Annotated in this window: 20 protein-coding genes; 8 read left to right on the forward strand and 12 right to left on the reverse strand. The window is 50.0% G+C overall.

Annotated elements, in window-relative coordinates; genetic code table 11:
- Window positions 1-95 precede the first annotated feature (95 nt).
- Complete coding sequence (gene fabD / locus DZK30_RS02875; protein WP_118972565.1) at window positions 96-977, forward strand: ACP S-malonyltransferase; 882 nt, start codon at window positions 96-98, stop codon at window positions 975-977.
- 75 nt (window positions 978-1,052) lie between these two features.
- Here the strand turns inward: fabD and gldA are convergent, their stop codons facing one another.
- The 3 genes from gldA to DZK30_RS02890 are packed head-to-tail and all read right to left on the reverse strand — an operon-like array spanning window position 1,053 to window position 3,567.
- A complete protein-coding gene (gene gldA / locus DZK30_RS02880) occupies window positions 1,053-1,961 on the reverse strand; it encodes a gliding motility-associated ABC transporter ATP-binding subunit GldA (protein WP_118972566.1) in 909 nt (302 codons plus the stop codon).
- 28 nt (window positions 1,962-1,989) lie between these two features.
- Window positions 1,990-2,841, reverse strand: a complete 852-nt coding sequence (gene ypfJ / locus DZK30_RS02885) for a KPN_02809 family neutral zinc metallopeptidase (protein WP_118972567.1) — start codon at window positions 2,839-2,841, stop codon at window positions 1,990-1,992.
- A 54-nt stretch (window positions 2,842-2,895) separates the two neighbouring features.
- Window positions 2,896-3,567, reverse strand: coding sequence for a hypothetical protein (locus tag DZK30_RS02890; RefSeq protein ID WP_118972568.1), 672 nt, complete (start codon window positions 3,565-3,567; stop codon window positions 2,896-2,898).
- Between the two features lie 170 nt (window positions 3,568-3,737).
- On the opposite strand from DZK30_RS02890, the gene kbl reads away from it, so the two are divergent.
- The 3 genes from kbl to DZK30_RS02905 all read left to right on the forward strand — a co-directional run bounded on the left by kbl (window position 3,738) and on the right by DZK30_RS02905 (window position 6,798).
- Window positions 3,738-4,928, forward strand: coding sequence for a glycine C-acetyltransferase (gene kbl, locus DZK30_RS02895; RefSeq protein WP_118972569.1), 1,191 nt, complete (start codon window positions 3,738-3,740; stop codon window positions 4,926-4,928).
- Between the two features lie 33 nt (window positions 4,929-4,961).
- A complete protein-coding gene (locus DZK30_RS02900; RefSeq protein ID WP_118972570.1) occupies window positions 4,962-5,516 on the forward strand; it encodes a DUF4468 domain-containing protein in 555 nt (184 codons plus the stop codon).
- Between the two features lie 82 nt (window positions 5,517-5,598).
- Window positions 5,599-6,798 carry a thiolase family protein gene (locus tag DZK30_RS02905; protein WP_118972571.1) on the forward strand — a complete coding sequence of 400 codons (1,200 nt, stop codon included), beginning with the start codon at window positions 5,599-5,601 and terminating at the stop codon, window positions 6,796-6,798.
- Between the two features lie 76 nt (window positions 6,799-6,874).
- Here the strand turns inward: DZK30_RS02905 and DZK30_RS02910 are convergent, their stop codons facing one another.
- The 4 genes from DZK30_RS02910 to DZK30_RS02925 form a co-directional block, all read right to left on the reverse strand.
- Window positions 6,875-7,723 carry a DUF4846 domain-containing protein gene (locus tag DZK30_RS02910; protein WP_205529346.1) on the reverse strand — a complete coding sequence of 283 codons (849 nt, stop codon included), beginning with the start codon at window positions 7,721-7,723 and terminating at the stop codon, window positions 6,875-6,877.
- Between the two features lie 151 nt (window positions 7,724-7,874).
- Window positions 7,875-9,812, reverse strand: coding sequence for a DUF3857 domain-containing transglutaminase family protein (locus tag DZK30_RS02915; RefSeq protein ID WP_118972573.1), 1,938 nt, complete (start codon window positions 9,810-9,812; stop codon window positions 7,875-7,877).
- A 1-nt stretch (window position 9,813) separates the two neighbouring features.
- A complete protein-coding gene (locus DZK30_RS02920; protein ID WP_162902790.1) occupies window positions 9,814-11,838 on the reverse strand; it encodes a DUF3857 domain-containing protein in 2,025 nt (674 codons plus the stop codon).
- 3 nt (window positions 11,839-11,841) lie between these two features.
- On the reverse strand, window positions 11,842-13,821 hold the full coding sequence (locus tag DZK30_RS02925; RefSeq protein ID WP_118972575.1) for a DUF3857 domain-containing protein: 1,980 nt from the start codon (window positions 13,819-13,821) through the stop codon (window positions 11,842-11,844).
- Window positions 13,822-14,064: 243 nt separating this feature from the next.
- Here DZK30_RS02925 and DZK30_RS02930 point away from each other — a divergent pair, with 243 nt between their 5' ends.
- From DZK30_RS02930 to DZK30_RS02945, 4 genes are all read left to right on the forward strand, one after another.
- Window positions 14,065-14,334: a Sec-independent protein translocase subunit TatA/TatB gene (locus DZK30_RS02930; protein ID WP_240432844.1), complete on the forward strand. Its 270-nt coding sequence runs from the start codon at window positions 14,065-14,067 to the stop codon at window positions 14,332-14,334.
- Between the two features lie 267 nt (window positions 14,335-14,601).
- A complete protein-coding gene (locus DZK30_RS02935) occupies window positions 14,602-15,768 on the forward strand; it encodes a lytic transglycosylase domain-containing protein (RefSeq protein ID WP_162902791.1) in 1,167 nt (388 codons plus the stop codon).
- A 76-nt stretch (window positions 15,769-15,844) separates the two neighbouring features.
- Entirely contained in the window at window positions 15,845-16,099 is a 255-nt protein-coding gene (gene rpsT / locus DZK30_RS02940; RefSeq protein ID WP_118972578.1) for a 30S ribosomal protein S20, read from the forward strand.
- A 568-nt stretch (window positions 16,100-16,667) separates the two neighbouring features.
- Window positions 16,668-17,360 (forward strand): alpha/beta hydrolase, encoded by a 693-nt coding sequence (locus DZK30_RS02945; RefSeq protein WP_118972579.1) that lies wholly within the window; start codon window positions 16,668-16,670, stop codon window positions 17,358-17,360.
- Window positions 17,361-17,364: 4 nt separating this feature from the next.
- Here the strand turns inward: DZK30_RS02945 and DZK30_RS25635 are convergent, their stop codons facing one another.
- From DZK30_RS25635 to glmS, 5 genes are all read right to left on the reverse strand, one after another.
- Entirely contained in the window at window positions 17,365-17,517 is a 153-nt protein-coding gene (locus DZK30_RS25635) for a hypothetical protein (RefSeq protein ID WP_162902792.1), read from the reverse strand.
- Window positions 17,518-17,539: 22 nt separating this feature from the next.
- On the reverse strand, window positions 17,540-17,899 hold the full coding sequence (gene rplS / locus DZK30_RS02950; RefSeq protein WP_118972580.1) for a 50S ribosomal protein L19: 360 nt from the start codon (window positions 17,897-17,899) through the stop codon (window positions 17,540-17,542).
- A gap of 59 nt (window positions 17,900-17,958) precedes the next feature.
- Complete coding sequence (gene rplT / locus DZK30_RS02955) at window positions 17,959-18,303, reverse strand: 50S ribosomal protein L20 (protein WP_118972581.1); 345 nt, start codon at window positions 18,301-18,303, stop codon at window positions 17,959-17,961.
- Window positions 18,304-18,354: 51 nt separating this feature from the next.
- Window positions 18,355-18,552 carry a 50S ribosomal protein L35 gene (gene rpmI / locus DZK30_RS02960; protein ID WP_118972582.1) on the reverse strand — a complete coding sequence of 66 codons (198 nt, stop codon included), beginning with the start codon at window positions 18,550-18,552 and terminating at the stop codon, window positions 18,355-18,357.
- Between the two features lie 166 nt (window positions 18,553-18,718).
- A complete protein-coding gene (gene glmS, locus DZK30_RS02965) occupies window positions 18,719-20,560 on the reverse strand; it encodes a glutamine--fructose-6-phosphate transaminase (isomerizing) (protein ID WP_118972583.1) in 1,842 nt (613 codons plus the stop codon).
- Window positions 20,561-20,567: the final 7 nt, after the last annotated feature.

Below are 20,567 nucleotides of genomic sequence, written 5' to 3' on the forward strand. Positions count from 1 at the left end.
TTGCTGAATTGCCCCGAAACTGTATCATTGCAGTCCCGTTCGGTACCTATAGTAAATAATGGTCATTTGTGCGGGGCTAATCCGAAAACGAGCTTATGAAACACGCATACATTTTTCCCGGACAGGGTGCGCAGTTCCCGGGTATGGGCAAGAACCTTTATGAGAGCAACGAGCAGGCAAAAACGTTGTTTGAGCAAGCCAATGATATCCTTGGCTTCCGCATCTCCGATATTATGTTTTCGGGTACAGAAGAGGAGCTGAAGCAGACCAAAGTAACGCAGCCTGCGGTATTTCTCCATTCTGTAATTGCCTATTCGGTGACACCCGGACTGAAACCGGATATGACTGCCGGCCATTCCCTCGGTGAATTTTCGGCCCTGGTGGCCGCCGGCGCGCTGAGCTTTGAAGATGCGCTGAAGCTGGTTGCCCCAAGGGCCGCCGCTATGCAGAAAGCCTGTGAGCTGACGCCCTCCACGATGGCCGCGATCCTCGGCCTGGAAGATGCCAAGGTGGAAGAGATATGCGCCCGCATTACGGATGAAGTAGTGGTGCCCGCCAATTACAATTGTCCCGGACAACTGGTGATCAGCGGCAGCATCGAGGGTGTAAACCAGGCCTGCGAGGCCATGAAGGCTGCCGGAGCCAAGCGTGCGCTCGTGCTGCAGGTAGGCGGTGCATTCCATTCGCCGTTGATGGAGCCGGCCCGGCAGGAGCTTCAGGCAGCTATAGAGCAGACCACTTTTAATACGCCGATGTGTCCTGTTTATCAAAATGTAGATGCCCGTCCGTATACCGACCCGGAACAGATCAAAGCCAACCTGATCAACCAGTTGACGTCGCCGGTGCGCTGGACCCAAACCATCGAGCATATGGTAGCCGACGGTGCAGCAGAATTTACGGAATGCGGACCCGGTAACGTGCTGCAGGGATTGGTGAAAAAGATCCACCGGGAATCGGTGACTTCAGGTATCAATTAGAAAAAGGATCAGATAATTTTTACCGATAGCCGGTAGAGACGTAGCATGTTACGTCTCTACCGGCCAGCTATCGGCTTATTTTCCCCTGGTCAGGTCGCGGAAGGCCTCTTCCAGCGATTGGCTGCTGTTCTGGAGGGATACAATCGCGATATCATTCTGCAGCGACCAGGTCATCAGCTCCTTGCGCAAGGCCTCCGGCTGTGTGGTCTCCAGTAGCCAGCGCTGTTCCACCTGTTTTAGCTGGCGTACCTGTTTCAGGGCGCGCAGCGCTGTTTCGTCGACGGGCCGGTCAAATTCCACCAGCAGCCCGGTAGCGGGCTTTTCGGCTGACTGGATATTGCCGATCGCATCATCGGCCACGATAGTGCCGTTATTGATAATGATCACCCGGCTGCACATTGCCTGCACCTCCTGCATAATATGTGTAGACAGCAGGACCGTCTTGTCTTTGCCCAGATTGATAATGAGGTCGCGGATATCCATGATCTGGTTGGGATCGAGGCCGCTGGTGGGCTCATCAAGTATCAGCACCCTGGGATCGTGGATCATGGCCTGGGCCAGGCCCACTCTTTGCTTGTATCCCTTGGACAGAGCGCCGATCTTCTTTTTGATCTCTTTCTGCAAACCGGTTTGGACAATCATCTCATCGATACGGCTTTTTTTCCGGCTGCCCAGTTGGTGTACACCCGCAGCAAACTCAAGGTACTCCCGCACATACATGTCGTAATACAAAGGATTGCTTTCGGGCAGGTAGCCTACATTACGGCGCACTTCCATCGACTGGCGGGCTACGTCGTACCCGCATACCAGTGCCTTGCCTGCACTGGGACTGATATAGGTGCTCAGCATTTTCATTGTGGTAGACTTGCCGGCGCCATTGGGGCCGAGAAAACCGACTACGCCGTTTTCAATACTAAAGGAGACCTGGTTGACGGCTTTCTGCTCGCCGAATATCTTGGTTAAATGCTCAACTTGAATAGACATCTTCTTTTCTTTAAAAAAACGGGCTGCGCTAGCGGATATCCTGGAAGCGGCCGAGGTTAAGGTTTCCGCTCTCAAAGCCTCTTTTGAACCAGTACATCCGCTGCTGGGAAGTACCGTGGGTAAAGGCATCGGGGACTACATAGCCCTGTGCTTCTTTTTGCAGCTTATCGTCGCCGATAGCATTAGCCGCAGTAAGCGCCGATTCCAGGTCGCCCGGCTCCAGTATACCGCGCATTTGATTGGCGTGAAAGGCCCATACACCGGCGAGAAAGTCGGCCTGGAGCTCCAGCTTTACGGAAAGCTTATTGTAATCTGCTTCGCTCAGGCGGCTGCGCTGGCGTTGTACCTGTTCCGAAATGCCCATCAGGTTCTGTACATGATGCCCCACCTCGTGCGCGACAACATAGGCGATAGCGAAGTTGCCCGGCGCGCGGAAACGCTCTTTCAATTCGTTGCAGAAGGAGAGGTCGATATACACCTTCTGGTCGGCAGGGCAATAAAAAGGACCCATAGCGGCCGAGGCATTGCCGCAAGCGCTTTGTACAGCCTCGTCAAACATGCGCAGCTTCGGCTGCTGGTATTGCATATTGTTGTCGCGGTAGATCTTACTCCATACATCTTCGGTACTGGCCAGCACCACGCTCACAAAATGTGCCGTGGAATCGTCGCTCCTGGGCGCCCGGGGGCCATTGTTGGCCGATTGGGTTACCGATGGATCCTGGGAAGTATTGAGGAGGCTGGAAAAATCCTTGCCGGTAAGCAAGCCGATCACCAATACAATAATGGCGCCGATGCCACCGCCGATGGCCACTTTGCCGCCGCCGCTCATACCGCGGCCATCTTCGATATTGTCGCTTTCGCGTTCGCCTCTCCAGCGCATAGAAAATAGGTTTTAAGGATGTGCGTTGCTTAATCTATGAACAAATGTACAATACTAACGTATTAATTTCTCATACTCCTTTCTGCTGATGATACGATAGCCCTCAGGTACCTGGAACACCGATGAGGATACGGGCTCAGGGCTGATGGTCTTCAGCTCGAAATGCGTGCTGAAACCATTGCTTCCGGGTATGTCGAATAGTGCGGGTATACCGTTCAGCTCCGGACTGCGCTCAAACACTTCGGGATGCAACAGGGTATAGCGGTCGATATAATACAGTTGGAAAGTGCTCCCGTCACGGTATTGCAGCTTTGCTTCCTGCGCTTCAAAGTCGCCTATCTTTTTCCGGCTCCGCCCCGGTTCCAGGGTGGCATTCAGAAAGGCTATATTCTTTTTACGCTCTTCTTTCATCCCGATCTCGATAGCGTAGTGTGTGGTATTGATCGTCTGAAGGATAATATCTTTATCGGTAATATAGTTGCTGATGCGGGAATACGTATAGCCATCTTCCAGCTTAATATCCTGGCGTACGTAGTTGTCCTTCACATAAATGGAAAGGATACCCGATTTGGCTTCCGTAAGCGCAGGCTCATTCGCGGGTGTGGGTACTTTTCCGCTGATAGTAACGGCATAGGTAAGCATACCTTCTCCCAGCTTTTCCTGGCCATATACCGCTGCCGCGGAAGCCAGGAGGCAAGGGAACAAAATGGATTTCTGAAACGACATTTAAGGCAAAAAATGATTTAAGGCGCTAAAAATACGAAAACAGCCGCAATAAGGGTCTGCCGGCGATGCTGCATGCCGAAATCGTTTGCGGGAAATATGTATATCTCGGGGGTAATTGATTAGCTTTGCACTGTTTTTTTATTCAAATATTTAAACTAACCAGGAACAATATGTCCAGCAAATCATTCTATACCCGCATACAGGGAGAAATTGACGAGATCAAAGAAGCCGGTCTTTTTAAAAGTGAGCGCCGCATCGATTCTGAGCAGGGCGCCGAGATCATGGTGAACGGCAAAAAAGTGCTCAACTTTTGCGCCAATAACTACCTGGGGCTTTCTTCTCATCCCAAAGTGCTGGAGGCTGCCAAGAAGACCATCGACGAAAGGGGTTATGGAATGAGTTCTGTACGGTTTATCTGCGGCACACAGGACATTCATAAGCAGCTGGAACAGAAGCTGTCCACTTTCCTGGGCACGGAAGATACGATATTGTATGTGGCCTGTTTTGATGCCAATGGTGGTGTGTTTGAACCCTTGCTGGGCGAAGATGATGTTATTATTTCCGACGAGCTCAACCACGCTTCTATCATCGATGGTGTAAGGTTGTGCAAGGCCAAAAGAGCCCGTTATAAAAACTGCGACCTGGCCGAGCTGGAGCAGCGCCTGATCGAGCACAAAGATGCCCGTACCCGTCTTATCGTTACCGATTCGGTATTCTCAATGGATGGTACTATAGCCCCTCTGGACAAAATATGCGACCTGGCCGACAAATACGATGCGATCGTGATGATCGACGAGAGTCATTCTTCCGGTTTTATGGGTAAGACCGGTCGCGGCGTACATGAGCTTTGCAACGTTATGGGACGTATCGATATCATTACTGGTACTCTTGGTAAAGCCCTGGGCGGTGCTTCCGGCGGTTTTACCAGCGGTAAGAAAGAAGTGGTTGAAATGCTGCGCCAGCGTAGTCGTCCTTACCTGTTTAGCAATACAGTTGCGCCCTCGGTAGTGGGCGCTTCAATCGCTGTGCTGGATATGCTGAGCGAGACCACCGAGCTACGTGATAAGCTGGAAGCCAATACCCGCTACTTCCGCAGCAAGATGACCGAGGCCGGATTCGATATCAAGCCTGGCACGCACCCCATCAGCCCCATTATGCTGTACGATGCGGTGCTCGCGCAAAAAATGGCCGCACGCCTGCTCGAAGAAGGCGTATATGTGATCGGGTTCTTCTTCCCCGTGGTGCCCAAAGGACAGGCCCGTATCCGTGTGCAGATCTCTGCAGGTCACGAGCAGCATCATCTCGACGAAGCCATCGCCGCCTTTACCAAAGTAGGCAAAGAGCTGGGCGTGATCAAGTAGTTTTTAATACATCAATACCGAAATCCCGGAAACATGAAAAAAATATGGTTAGTTGTACTTTCCTTGCTGATGACAGCGCCTGCTGTACAGGCCAAGGATAAAGAAGAGGAGTATAAAGTAGTGGTAGTGCAAGGCGAGAACGGAAGCTATCAATATGAGCAGGTGGTCAATGTAGAAGGCGTGAGCAAAGAAGAAATGTTCAAAAGAGCGAAGAGCTGGATCATCGCCAATATGAAAACGGACGATAACAATATCAAGTTCGACGAAAGCGACCTGAGCATTACCAATACCGCTACTTTAGTCATGAAAGCAGCTTCGGGCTTTAACTGGGCGATCACGCATGGCCTGGTGAACTTCAAGCTGAATATCATGTTCAAGGACGGCCGCTATAAATTTACCTTCGATAATATCGCCGTTCAGGCTGCCTATGCCGATGGTATTGTCGAAACGGTGGGCTACGATCAGCTGCAACGGAACAACAAGCCGGCCAAGCACATCCGGAAGGAAGTGAATGAAAAGCTGCTGAATGTCGCTACCCAGCTGGAACAGGCCATCAAGACCGGCAACAAGGCCAAAGACAACTGGTAGGTCCGCGGTCCAATATCTAACGTCTAATATCTAAGGTCTAACATCTAATATCTAAGGTCTAATATCTAATGTCTAATATCTAATGTCTAATAACGTATATGTAATCGATGCCGTTCGTACGCCCATTGGCAAGTATGGCGGAACGCTAAGCACCGTGCGTCCCGACGATATGTTGGCGCATGTGATCAAAGCACTGGTAGCCCGCAATCCCTCAGTTGATGTAAACGCTATCGAAGATGTGATCGCGGGCGCGGCCAACCAGGCCGGGGAAGACAACCGCAACGTGGCCCGTATGTCGGCCCTGCTGGCAGGCTTGCCTGTTTCCGTTGCCGGCAATACGGTAAACCGGTTATGTGCTTCGGGGCTGCAGGCCATTATGGATGCCAGCCGATCGATCCAATGTGGTGAAGGCGAACTGTTCATCGCCGGTGGTGTGGAAAGCATGACCCGTGCTCCTTTCGTTATGGGTAAGGCAGATGGTGCTTTCGGAAGGAACCAGCAAATGTTCGACACGACTATGGGCTGGCGTTTCATCAACCCGGCGTTGTCGGCGCTATATCATCCCTATACCATGGGAGAGACTGCCGAGAATGTAGCGAAGCAATGGGGCCTCAGCCGCGAAGAGCAGGACCGCTTTGCCTTTGAAAGCCAGGATAAGTACCAGAAAGCGCACGATGCCGGTAAATTTGCCGATGAGTTGGCGCCGGTAACCGTGGCCCTGGGCAAGGGAAAAACACTTTCATTCGATAAAGACGAGCACCCCCGTCTGTCGCCTATGGAAAAGCTGGCCGAGCTGAAACCCGCTTTCATTAAGGATGGTACCGTAACTGCGGGCAATAGCAGCGGTATCAACGATGGCGCCGCGGCGCTGCTGCTGGCCTCGGAAAACGCCGTAAAGCAATATAACCTGAAACCTTTGGCCCGTATCGTGAGCCGTGCAGTTGCCGGCGTCGATCCTGCTATTATGGGTATCGGCCCGGTACCGGCCACCGAAAAGGCGTTGCAACGGGCGGGACTTACGATCAACGATCTTGGCCTGGCAGAGCTCAACGAGGCATTTGCATCCCAGTCGCTGGCCGTGATCCGTGATCTGAAGATCAATCCCGAAATAGTGAACGTGAACGGCGGGGCTATTGCGTTGGGACATCCACTGGGTTGCAGTGGGGCGCGTATATCTGCTACCTTGTTGCACGAGATGAAGCGCCGTGAGGTCCGTTATGGCTTAGCGACTATGTGTATTGGTGTAGGACAGGGCGCTGCGATCATCTACGAAAGGATGTAACTAGCTTATGCGATAGGTAATACAAAGCTGCCGGCCCATTAGCCGGCAGCTTTGCCATTTTTGGACTGCTGCCCTGTCAAAAAGTGCGCAGGTCTTCCTTGTGAAAAGTCCAGTCGGGCGTGTCGAGGTCGCCTTCCGTGTGTATCGAATACCAGGGCGATAGCTTCGGGTTTGTAAAATTGCGCAGAATATGGATGTCCTGCGCCGGCATAAAGCTTTGGGAAAGCAGGAAGATCGTATCCTTTGTTTCCGGGTGATAAGCCATATCCATTACTGTTACGGCATGTCCGTAAGGTTCACCTGTCTGGATCAGCACCTGTCCGGCAGCCAGGCTGGTAAAGGGGACCGGTTTCAGCTGCGCATGTAGCGACCGGGTGCCGGCATAGCTGAAGACTAGGTCCAGGTACCGGCGGAAGGTTTCATAAGAGGGATCGGCCGGCTGCTGCTTTACCCAGGCATATCGATTCCCGTTTACCGAGACCCGGTAGCCCGCTGCATAGTGCTCATAGTCGCAAAGGAAGCCATTGTTGAAGCGGAAGGCGATGGCGCCTGGCAATTGCTGCTCAAAGAGGTATTCGGCACGTAGCCGCATTACCGCGTCGGCGCATTGCTGCAGGTCTTTGTTGCCGATATCCATAACCAGAACGGCATACTGGGCCTTCTGGTTGCGCTTTTTCTGGCCATTGTAGAGATATACCGTGTTGTCCTTTTTCAGGGGGAGCATACGCAGGAAGGTGGCATAATCGTGAGGCCCTGCTTTGATCCGTACGTAGCCCGGAGGCAGTGGGATAGCGCCCACCTTTGCCGGCGGCGCCGGCAAAGGCTCGGCTTGCTGGCTTGCCGCAGGCGTCGATTGCGGGTCGGTCGCCGGCTTGCATGCAGACAAGAACATAACCAGGAAAAGCGGAAAAGCAAACATACGCATCTTAGTCTCGGTTTTGGGGCGGGTGACTACAGGAACATCGCCTGCCGGAGGTGAAACAAGGGTACTGCATGTACAACGCCGGCCGTTTTAATAAGTAACGACAGGCGATTTACGGTAAGACGCAGGCGCTGCTTTTTTCCATAAAAGCATATCAGGGTGTTTTGTTCAGCAGTACGATATTAAGGTTTTCCTTTTCTGCATTGATCGTCCGGTACATCTCCTGGTATTTTTCAAAATCCGCAGCGCTGTACACGCCTTCGTTCTGCTCGTAGATACGTATCAGGGACATTTTGCTTCCGGCTTTTTCCAGCCGGACATGGTACTCGGCAAAGGGATATTTAAGGCTGGTAGGTCTGGGCAGGGTTTCCACTTCCAGGTCGGCAGGCAGATCGACAATGATGCTGTCGGTGACACGGAAAGATTGCGCCAGCACAAAGGGAACGGTGCGTGGCTTGCTCTGGAATATCTCGGGCATGGGATTGCGCATCCAGGCGATGTTCACAAAGCTCCTTTTTTTGGTGCTGCTGATAATACCGGCGACCTGTGCTTCCACATCTTCTTCCAGCCCTGGCAACCGGGGCGCGCCTATCTGGTGGTATTGGTAATTGGTCGCGCTGTATGAGGGAAAAGCGAATTTGCTGTTCACCAGCTCCCTTATCTTGTGCTCTGGCTGTGTCTTGACCATATTGTCGATGTCGTCCTGCATGGGACCGCTGTACCGGCAGCGCAGGTTTACCTTTTGCTGGCTGGCAGCCTGATCCAGCTGCAGTGTAGCCGTACGCTGGATATAATTCTTATCCTTATCGTATGTGGGCGTGGTGCATACATAACCGCCGTTCTCCGTTACCACCAGCACCTTCCGGCCTTGGGTAAAGCCGCCCAGGTAACCAGCAGGCAGTTGCTGGCTGGTACACTCGACCCAAATGCTGTCTTTGGGCTGCGGCACACAAAGGATCACATGATTGAAGGTATTGGCGGGATGCTCCAGGTCCATTTTACGATGCTGCTCTCCGGCATAAACCAGTGTGGTGTAGGCAGGAATGCCAGCTTCTTTAAGCATGGCTTTGAGATAGTTGGTTAGTCCTTTGCAATCACCGTAACCATTTTTGGCTACACTCGCCGCGTCAAAGGTCTGCCAGCCGGCAATACCGTATTCGTTGGCCACGTAGCGCGTAGTTTGCTGCATATAGGCATACAACTTTTGGATCTTATTATAAGTGTCCGTTTCTCCGTCTACCAATGCATGTACTTTAGCCCGGGCTTCATCGGGCAATACATCCCTTCCTTCATTCAGCTGGTAGAAGAAGGAGCCGAAGCTTTGCCAGTTTTGCATATCCCCTTTATATTTGAGCAGCTCGAAGCGGTTGGCCGTAAACACTATGGTAGGATCTTCATAGTTGCCGATGCGGCTGGCAGGCTGCCTTTCGTAAGCCGGCAGTTGTTTTATTTTCCAGGTAATGCTCTTCTGGTCGCCATCTGTGTTCGTACTCCGGGCTATATTGGCAGGCATTAGAAATTCCTGGTAGCTGATGTTGAGGTCGCTGGGATAATATACCGTGCATTCCGCGTTTTCTATAGCGCAATCGTTGTCGGGTTGCGGCATCCAGCCCGGTAAAAAGAAAGTGGTTTTATATGTTTCTTCGATCTCGTATTCGACTGTGTATGGATAGGTCGTGTGCTGAAAGTCGAAATACTTGATCCGGGAATCGCTGTGATAAACGAAGCTTTGTCCGAAAGTCGAACGGTCGACGATCTCTTTTTCCTTCAGGCTCCTGATCTCCTTGCCGGCAGCGTCCAGCAGGCGGCCTTTGATCTTCTCTATTTTGACCAGCAGATTGTATTGCTCGCGCAGTACGGCATATCCTTTTCCTGCCTCATCCAGTATGGTCACTGCATATTTGCGGGTATGGATCACCTCGTCCAGCGCTTTTATCTTCACAGAGGTGTTGTCGTAGCGGATAATGGCGTGTGCATTTTTCTTTAGCGAATCCGGCAGGCCCGAAGTGGCCAGATCGGGCGCAGGAGCCTCTTTGGCCGGGCAGCAGAATGATGCCAGCAGCAGTAGGGCAATAGTGGTGAATGATTTCATATCAGTTGGTTTTTCTTAGGGCGATTTTTTTATGCTGCTCATTGATGATCCGGTCGTAGAAGGTGCGCAGGTTTGCATAGCTTGCTGCATCGACGGTTGCGGTTTTAGACGATAAGCTATAGCTGAGCGACAGTACCCGGTCGGCCGGATCATAACGCATCAGGCTTTTGTAGAACATATAATCGTTCAGGCTCAGCTGTACCGGGTTGTTGTAATCTTCGGGCTCATAGCCGTCGGGAATCCTGAAGCGCAGGATAAACTGGTAGGTGAAGGCATAGCCGAATTCAACAGGGTACCGGCGCTGGTCGGCCGAGAACGGGTTGGTGTGAAACAGCGGTTTAAAAAAGGGATTGATATAGATGATGTTGCCGCTGGTGTCCAGCGTCATATCCAGGTCGTAAAGGATTCTGAGGCTGGTATCGGGCAGGTCCCGGTTCATGATCTTATAGCTTTTCAGCCGGGATTTGCAGCTCAGCTTGCTCATCTCTTCCTCCAGCTCTTTCCTGACGGCGACCGAATCCTCCTTAAGCGCGGCGCGCATTTGGGGGGCACTTACATTGCCCAGTTTTTCTTCAATCGTGAGGTGGTAGTCGCCCTCTTTTGGTGAAGGTGTTATGGTAGCCACGGTGGTTTTACGCTCTTCCAGGCTGTCCGGATCCAATTGCAAAGGTTTGCCTTCCTTGTCTATCATCCAGGCAAAGCCATTGTAGCAGCTCGGCTTCAGGATGCCGAAGGGAAGATACTTTGATGATGCATCAAGCAGGTAATCTTTGTCGTTTATCTTTACCGAGGAGATTAGATAATTAATAGCTTCCATCTCAAAATACCGCTCTTCTATTTTCTCGCCGTTAGTGGTACTGAGCAATATCGGATTGCTTTTGAATCCGGCCTTTCGAAGCAATGCTGTGAGCAGTATATTCTTTTGCATTGCCGATCCCTTCTTGTTCTTAAGGACGGCTTCAGGCGAAATATCCCAATAGGTACTGACCGGGTTCGTGTTCTTATCCCTTTCGCCTATTGAATCCCGGACGAAAGTGTAGATATCTCTGGCCATTACCATGTTGTCGGACCAGCCTTTATTCAGCTTATCGAGTACCGTAGAGAGCGTATCCTGCAGGTGGAAAGCCCAATAGCCAAGGAAGGGATGCCTGTATAAAAAGAGCTCATTCGCTTTGGCCCAGCTTTCCGGTATTGTTCGGCTTTCTACATTATAGAAAGGAGATCTGACCGAGATCGACAGGTTAATCCGTTCGGTAAGCAGATCGGGATTACGTATATAATCCTCCTGCTTGATAGCCGGAACCGAGTGTCTTCTCCAGATACAGGTATTCTCTTTTCTTTTTTCGTTGTAGGACTCGAGCCTTGCGCTGTCCCGCTGGTTAAATGTTTCCGGGGTAGTGCGGGCAAAAGCGACGTTTTTAGCTACCCACCGATAGCTTACATGATCGGGTATGACCAGCTCAAACCAGGACTCCAGGGCAGGGTATTGTCCCTGGAAGCTCCAGCTCGCAGGCAAGTTGTTACCCATGTAATAATTTAACCTGATATCGTAAGTATAAGCGTAGTAAATAATGGACCCCGGTTTAATATTCCGGAAGTTGAATTTATATAGCTTCACATCACCGGCAAGCCGTTCTTTCAGAATGTCTTTTTTGCGAAGCTTTTCCCGTATCACTTCGCCATTTACCAGGTTGATGGATTGGAAATCGATATCATCCACGTCAAGTCCATTAGCATAAGGAATAGAAACATTGGCAAGGTCAAGCGCTTGCTGCTTGTTGATCTTTAAATAACGTTCTGTTTTTAAGGTAAGATCATAATAGCTTTCGTAACGCATTTTGAGCCGTGCCGATCCTTTTTCGAACAGGGTAATCGCTTCTGCGCCAGTATCAGCGCCACCGGGTTGCTGCTGCAGGTATACTTTCAGCAACGAATCGTTATCCAGCAGGCGCTTGTTCTGGGCGCCGGCCCGGTACGACAGGAATGTAACCCACAGCAAGGCGGGAATGAGACAAAGGCATTTCACAGGTTAATCTTTTTTCTTCAAAACAATTTTCTGCTGCTGTAGCTCCATCACCTTTTCGTAAAAGGTGCGCAGGTCATTGTAATCGTCGGCTGGGAACAGGGTAGTGTTGGAACTGAGCCGGCTGTTGAGTGAGAAGCGGCGACCCTGTTCATCGTAGGCCATCAGGTTCTTCATCACGATCTGTTCGGGGTTGTTGAATTTGAACACCGAAGACTTGGGATAGTCGTCGAGCTCGTAGCCTTCCGGCAGCTGAAAGTTGAGAACATAGTTGATGTCTTCCCGGTACTCCCGCTCAATCATATAATGTCGGGTGGCGGCAGTAAACGGATTTTTTTCCTGGAATTTGATAAAATAGGGATCAAAATAAAGTGTGCCGGCGTCGCGCAGGTTAACCTGGGTTTCAAACTCGATCAGTAGCCGCTCATCGGGACGATCCATATTCTTAAACGTGCAGGTCACCGTCTCTATGCTCATGGTGCCTTTGTTGAATGAGTTAAGAATATTCTCTTTCAGCTTGGTAGAATCTTTCTGCCAGGAGCTGCGGTAGGAGGCGCTGGTGACGATACCCAACTGCTCCTGCAATTTGAGCCGCAGCTTCTGTTTGTCTTTTTCCGAGGGCATTAAGGAAACCATAAATACCGTTTTGTTCAGCAGGCTGTCCGGCTCCAGCTCAACCCCGCTCCCCCCTGCCTCGGTAATCGTACGGCAGTAGCCATTATAGCACTCGGGCAACAGCATGCCGAAAGGAAGGAACCGATAGGAAGCATCCAGGAAATATTGCCGTTTGCCTATCGTTACCATACTGACGAGGCAATTGACAGGGTCGGGATTGGGGAAGAGCATATTCAGGCGCTCCTGGTCCCGGGTGCTAAGGATCACGGGCACGCTATTGAGGCCCGCCTTGCGCAGGAATGCCGTTAGCAACAGGTTGATGCCGGGCTGGTTACTTTTTTGCTCTTCGAATACTTTTTTAATATCGGTGGAAAAGGTTCCGCCGCTTACCCTGGTATAATGATTCCTTACATAGCTGTATAGAGCCTGCGCCTTCGCCAGCTCGTCGGTTGTGCCTTTGGTCAACTCCGTTACTTTGTCTTCAAGGAAACCGTTACGGGCGAAAGCCTGGCCACAGCTGCCCTCGCTTTTGATAAAAGCCTCGGTCGAAAAGCTGGGCCAGTCCTTGAGCACATTATAGGTAATGCCGCCAAGTCTTACCGAGGATACATGGATCTTGATCCGTTCGAGGTAATTCTGCTCGCTGCTCATGTATGGCTCTTCCCTGAAGGCGGGTACATCCCGGCGCACCCAGGTACGTACGTTGGCCTGGGTGGTAGGATCGTCCATAAAGCAGGCGCTGCAGGTGTCCAGCGCCGACTCCTTTTCGGTAGCATGCATGGCTACATTCACGCGCAGTAAGGCATCATAAATGATATACCTGGGAATGCTCATGCTGAAGGTAGAGTACAGCTTGGGATATTTTTCCTGGAAGTACCAGTCGGGTACATACAGGAATCCCGGCTGCTCCTTAATATAGGAATAGTGAATGATCGATCCGACCTTTACGGAAGGCAGGCTGAATTTCGTGAGCTTGGTGTTTTTGTCGATCTTGTCTTTCAGCATATCGTCCCGTTCTATCGATTGCTTTACGATCTTACCGTCTTCCAGGTTATAAGTAGTGCCCGATATCCTGCGCACATATCCGTGGCCGCCATAGGGCAGCACTACTTCACTAAGGTCGCCGATAGCATCTTTCCCCAGGATCTTGATCGTTTTTTCAACCCTGTAAGTCAGGTTGCCCTCATAGAGCTCAGCACTTCCTTTTTCATAAAGGACGATAGCTTGTGCGCCGGTATCGACCGGGAATACCGTTTGCTCCAGGTATTGGCGCAGTGTTTGTTCGTTTTCAACAATATTATTGCCGCCGGCCAGCCCCCGGAAGGCTGTCAGAAGCGCCAGGAAGGTGATAAGGCAATAGGAAACCCGCATGGTTATATTTTAAATAAGTTAAGTGTGTGCAAAAATAAAGAATCTGACAGGTAGGAATGCTATCGGTAGAATATTTTTTTTATAGGAAAAAAACATTTTCGTACTTTAGAAATTGTCAGTTGCCGAGGAGGCGTTAGTGGATTTTTTTCCTCAACCAAGCGTTAAAGTAGGGGAATAAAATGTACGGGTTGACCAAAAAAAGGTTATCTTTGTCTTATTGCTTCATTTAATAAATTCTTTTTAATGGCTATTTCATCAATGAACTTCCCGATGTTATTGTCTATGCCTAGTGGTATGGAGTGGTTGTGGATTGTCCTGGTTGTGATCATATTATTTGGCGGTAAGAAAATACCTGAACTGGCGAAGGGCATTGGTAAAGGCATCCGTGAATTCAATGATGCTAAAGATGGCATCAAAAAAGAAATTGAAAGCGGTATGAAAGAAACCCCTTCTTCTACTACAAGCAACAATATGGTTGCCAACCAGCAGCAACAGCAGCAAACCAACGCTTAATCAAGCACCATCTGAAATTTCTGTTTTCAGCTATAGCAAAATAAAATTTTTATTATTATTTTGTGAAGCCTACCTGTCGGAATTATTTCCGATCTAAGATGTAAACAGCCGGTTTTTAATTAAATCCGGTTGCATGTGTAACCGCTAAAACATAACGATTAGCCCATGCAATGGAAATCACTTTTGTGTGCAGTATGGATAATGACCCCCCTGGGCCTCACAGCCCAGATTTCCCGTCAGGGAAACACGGATGGTAAAAAGATTGCGATGAGAGAACCGGGAGAGAGCAGGTCAGCGCTCAATACCCGGTCTGGCGCCATAGACAGCGTAACGCCTATGCCCTTTGCCATGAATGGAAATGGCAAAGTGATCAATAACCAGGAACTGCGTAGCCGGAACAACCGGGATAAGGATAACGAGAAGCTTGCCGTTAGCGCCGCCGATCTACCCAAGGCACCTAAGCTGGCCCTAGCGCCGGCAGCTGCCCGTCCACTGGACCGGATCATGGAAGCGAACGATAAGTTCAAATCTGTTCCGCTGGCCGGCGAAACCGATTATTTCGGTAACATGAACGGCTATATGGTCGATTATGTGAAGAAGTATATGACCAATTTCGGCGACCGGCTGAACCATGTGAGTGGCAAAGGCGGTGCGACCTTCGAGGTAATCGAACGCGTGTTGAAATCCCATTCTATTCCCAAAGAGTTGAAATATCTGGCCGTAATTGAATCGGCACTGAATAAGAACGCCAAATCGCCCGTGGGCGCCGTAGGCTACTGGCAGTTTATGGAATCTACAGCCAAACTGATGGGGCTTACTGTGAGCGGGCGCCGTGACGAACGTACCGATCTTTCCAAATCTACGCATGCGGCTGCCAAATACCTGAGCTATCTCTACGATCAGCTCGACGACTGGCTGTTGGTAGTGGCTGCTTATAATAGTGGTCCCCGGCCGGTGATCAACGCGATGAAGCGTACTGGTAAAGATGATTTCTGGTCGATCAAGTCGTATCTTCCCAAAGAAACACAGAACCATGTGCTGGCCTTCGTCGCTACCGCCACCATCATGGAGCGCCTCAATCATTTCCTGCTACCCGGAGTACCCACCAATTTTGACTGGAGTACGCTCAATGTAAGCGGATCTGTAGCTAAGGTCAAAAAAGCTGCCAATCCACTGCTTTCGAAATTTACAGAAGACGAAGTAAAAAGAATGGCCATTGTGAGGATCAAAACGCCGCTGGACCTTGAGGTTGTATCGCAAATGCTGGAGACCGACCGTCGTCAGCTGGGCCGCTGGAACTACGATTACTTTGACTACCTGGAGACCTATAAGGCCGGCAATATTTATAACTTCCGGATACCGAAAGACAGGTTGGATGTTTTCCTGGAAAAATTGAGCGCCATGGAAAAAGCTTCCGCAAAAGTGCAGTATTAAAAAAAAGTTTTAGAATTAATAATCTTTTCATACCTTTGCAGTCCTAAATTAAGAACACAAAAGATACTAGTAAAAAATGGCAAATCATAAAGCTACAAAAAAGGATACCCGTCAGAGTTTAAAGCGTCGTGACCGTAACCGTTACTATGGTAAAACTACCCGTAACGCGATCCGTGAAATGTTGAAAATTACAGAGAAAGACGCAGCTCAGGAGCAGCTTCCTAAAGTAATTTCTATGATTGACAAATTGGCTAAACGCAATGTTATCCACAAGAACAAAGCGAGCAATTTGAAATCCCAGCTGGCAAAGAAAGTGGCAACACTGGCGTAAGCCTTTGTGTCCATATTATATTGAAGACAGCAACCGTACGTGGTTGCTGTCTTTTTGTGTTCTTAATCTTGCTGGTTGATAAAGAAGCGGTACTGTAGGCCTATTCCGGGATCCGGGGCTATAGCGATTGCTTGATCAGGTGTTGTGCCCTCCGTAGAAACAAAGTAGCGGAACAACCCACTGTGCCTTAGTATACAAGCAAATTTTCATTTTGAATGCCAGGCATATCACAATGGTACCCTCGTTACAGAGACCGGCGGCCTGCCTGGTCTTGCGCCCCTTATCGAGCCAATCTGCTCCTGTTCATTAAGCTGGTCGTTTAGATAGGAAATAATGAAAGCCCCACCTGCTAAGCTTCTTTTTAACCATAAAATTCGGGCAGTGAGGTCATGTTAAGGTTGCATTACCGGTGCGGCTTCGTCACTTAAAGCGCTACCTTTATTGACCCGGCTCTTCTTATACCGGCTATTACGGGGTTGTAGAGGGATAGCCGGGCTAAGTTCAAATCTGATTTATTGTGTTTTAGCGTGATGAAATTTATTTTTTAATCTTCTAAAAATGAATCGTTATGAATGGAGAACTGAACATCATCCTGGTACATGGTTTTTGGGGCGGAGCGGCCCACTGGAGCAAGGTTATTCCGTTGCTTGCCCAGGATGGATACGCTTCCATTTCCGCCGTAGAACTGCCGCTTACGTCGCTTGCCGATGATGCGGAACGTACCCGGAAGATGATCGCACAAAAGAATGGCCCTGTTCTGTTAGTAGGACATTCCTATGGCGGCGCTGTTATTACCGAAGCAGGGAATCAACCGAATGTGGCAGGGCTGGTCTACATCGCTGCATTCGCTCCCGACGCCGGTGAAAGCCCCGGTGGCATCACGCAGGAACATGTTCCGGCAGCGGCAGCCAACCTGGCGCCCGACAGCGATGGGTATTTATGGGTTAAACCGGCGCTTTTCCACGAAAGCTTCTGCCAGGATCTTACTGAAGAGGAAGGTATGGTAATGGGGGTAACCCAAAAAGCGCCGCTGGCGAGCGCCTTTGGCGATGCGATCACCAATCCGGCCTGGAAAAATAAGCCGTCCTGGTACCAGATATCCAGCGAGGACAGGATGATTGCGCCGGAAAATCAAAAACGAATGTCGGAACGGATCGGCGCCCGCAAGGTAATTACCCTGGCAGCTGGCCATGCTTCGCTGGCTTCAATGCCATCGGAAGTGGCGGCGCTCATAACCGAAGCTGCTGCAGCATGTAAATGAGGAACTAAATGCGACGCTGGTAGCGCAGAGACGCAGCTGCGGCCAATACCGGCCAGGCTATAGGTGTGCGGGCGTCTCTGCGCTGCAGTAATGGGTAAATAGTCACATAGCCGTACAAGCCAAAGCCCCGCAGGTTATCTTGCGGGGCTTTGGGCATTTTATATGCCGCTAAGGCAAAATTATTTCGCTGTAGCTTGCTTTTTCTCCTTGATACGGGCAGATTTACCAAAGCGTTCGCGCTGATAGTAAAGCTTGGCACGACGTACACGGCCACGCTTATTAACAACGATAGACTCGATATTGGGAGAATAAAGTGGGAATAAACGCTCTACACCTACACCGTCAGATATCTTACGTACGGTGAAAGTTTGGGTACCACCCCGGCCCTGGCGCTTGATCACATCGCCTTTGAACGACTGGATACGTTCTTTGGCGCCTTCTACAATCTTGTAGTTTACGGTGATGTTGTCCCCAGCTTTAAACGTCGGGATCTCTTTTTTTGTATTGAATTGCTCGTGTACAAATGCAATAGCTTCCATCGGGAATTATTTTTTCTAATGATATAATTACTGTCCGGAGGACAGTAGCGGCAGCTAAGCTATTTTACTTCAGCAACCAGTTTTTTAAAGCTTTCCGGCTCATTCAGCGCCAGATCGGCCAATACTTTACGATTCAGCTCGATACCTTTCTGGTTCAGCTTATTCATAAATACGGAATAGCTCAGGCCTTCTTCACGTACTGCCGCGTTAATACGGGCGATCCACAAAGTGCGGTATTCACGTTTCTTTAATTTCCGGCCTACATATTTGTAACCAAGGCCTTTTTCCAATACGTTTTTGGCAACCGTATAGACGTTTTTGCGTTTGCCGTAGAATCCTTTAGCTTGCTTCAGGATTTTCTTTCTTCTTGCTCTTGATGCTACAGCGTTTACTGAACGTGGCATAATTTATTGTTTTTAAATGAAATGACTAATTGCTTCAACAGAGCAGCATGCTTAGCGCATGTTCAGCATACGCTTAACCAGCTTCAGGTTAGCGCTGTGTATAAACACAGAGCCATCGAGGCTGCGCCTGCGTTTAGCAGATTTTTTTGTCAAAAGGTGCTTACGGAACGCTTTGCGACGGGTAATCTTGCCGCTACCGGTTACTTTAAACGTTTTTTTAGCCCTTGAGTGTGTTTTTACTTTTGGCATGATATCTAATTTGGGAGTGCAAAGGTAAGTAAAAAAACGAATCGGAGGTGAAAAATGGAAAAATATTTGAAATAATTCTTTAACGATCTCCGGAGCCAAAAAGATAGCCGGGTACTTCCTCGAAATACCCGGCTGAGTCCTGTTGTTATTATTTGATGGCGTTTTTTTATTCGACAGTTACCGATTTGGCCAGGTTGCGGGGCTGGTCTACGTTAGTTCCGCGCATCAGCGCAATGTGATACGACAACAGCTGCAGCGGCACCACGGTGAGCAGCGGGCTCAGGATTTCTTCCGTTAGCGGTATTTCGATTGTGTAATCGGCCAGCGCTGCGATTTCCAGGTCGCCCTCGTTCACCACCGCGATCACTTTGCCTTTGCGCGCCTTCACTTCCTGTATATTGGATACGATCTTGTCGTGGGCACTCGCATTGGTCGCCAGTACTACTACGGGCATCTGGTCGTCGATCAGGGCAATGGGGCCATGTTTCATTTCAGCAGCCGGGTAGCCTTCGGCGTGGATATAGGAGATTTCCTTAAGCTTGAGTGCACCTTCCAGTGCCACCGGGAAGTTGACGCCGCGACCCAGGTACAGGAAATTGCTGGCATCTTTAAACTTCGCTGCGATCTCCTGGATCTGCTTATCCAGCTTCAATGTCTGCTTGATCTTTTCAGGCATATTTTTCAGCTCATACAGTACCTGGCGCAGGTAAGATGTGGAAATGGTACCCTTGTGCTGCGCGATTTGCAGCGACAGCAGGGTAAGGATCACGACCTGTGTCGAAAAAGCTTTGGTTGAGGCCACGCCGATCTCGGGTCCGGCATGGGTATAGGAGCCCGCATGCGTTGCGCGTGCAATGGAAGAGCCAATCACGTTGCAGATGCCATATATCAGCGCCTGGCGCTCTTTAGCCAGCTCGATCGCCGCCAGGGTGTCGGCTGTTTCGCCCGACTGGGAAATGGCGAGCACCACATCGTTCTCCGTAATAATGGGATTACGGTACCTGAATTCCGAGGCATATTCTACCTCTACAGGTACGCGGCTCAGCTCTTCGAGCAGGTACTCGCCCAGCAAGCCCGCGTGATAAGATGTACCGCAGGCGGTAATAATAAAGCGTTTGGCCTGGTTGATCCTGTTGATGTATTCCGATACGCCGCCCAGCTTGATCCAGCCTTCTTCGGCGCTCATACGGCCCCTTACGGCATCAGCGATCACTTTGGGTTGCTCGTAGATCTCCTTGAGCATGAAGTGGTCGAAGCCGCCCTTTTCAATGGCCTCAAGGTCCATTTCCAGCTCTTCGATAAAGGGCGTTTTCTCGATATTACCCAGAGTCTTGATCTGCATTTTCCCGTTACGGTTCACTACCACATATTCCTGGTCGTCGAGATAGACTACATTTTTGGTGTATTCGATAATGGGCGTGGCATCGGAGGCGATAAAGAACTCATCTTTGCCAACGCCTACGACCAGAGGGCTTCCTTTACGGGCAGCAATGAGGCTGTCACTGTCTTCCCGGTCAATAACGACGATGGCATAAGCGCCTACGACTTCATTGAGGGCAATGCGTACGGCATCTTCAAGCGCTACCTGCTCCTGCTTTTGCACTTCTTCAATAAGATTGATCAGCACTTCCGTATCGGTATCGGAATGGAAGTGATAGCCTCTTTTTTTCAGTTGCTCCTTGAGAGAGGCATAATTTTCTATAATACCATTGTGGATAATCGCAAAGCGGCCTGAATTGGATATGTGGGGGTGGGCGTTAACGTCGTTGGGGACGCCGTGGGTGGCCCAGCGGGTGTGTCCAATGCCAATATTGCCCAGGATATCATGCTCCTCGGCATATTGCTGCAGGTTCTTTACTTTTCCGGCCTTTTTGTAGAGGTTGAAGTCATCGGATTGCAGCATAATGACACCGGCGCTGTCATAACCCCGGTATTCCAATCTTTGTAGTCCTTTGATCAGGATAGGGTAGGCTTCTCTTGGGCCTACATAGCCAACGATACCACACATAGAATAA

The sequence above is a fragment of the Taibaiella koreensis genome (assembly GCF_003545715.1).
In the GTDB taxonomy this organism is placed as follows: Bacteria; Bacteroidota; Bacteroidia; order Chitinophagales; family Chitinophagaceae; genus Taibaiella; species Taibaiella koreensis.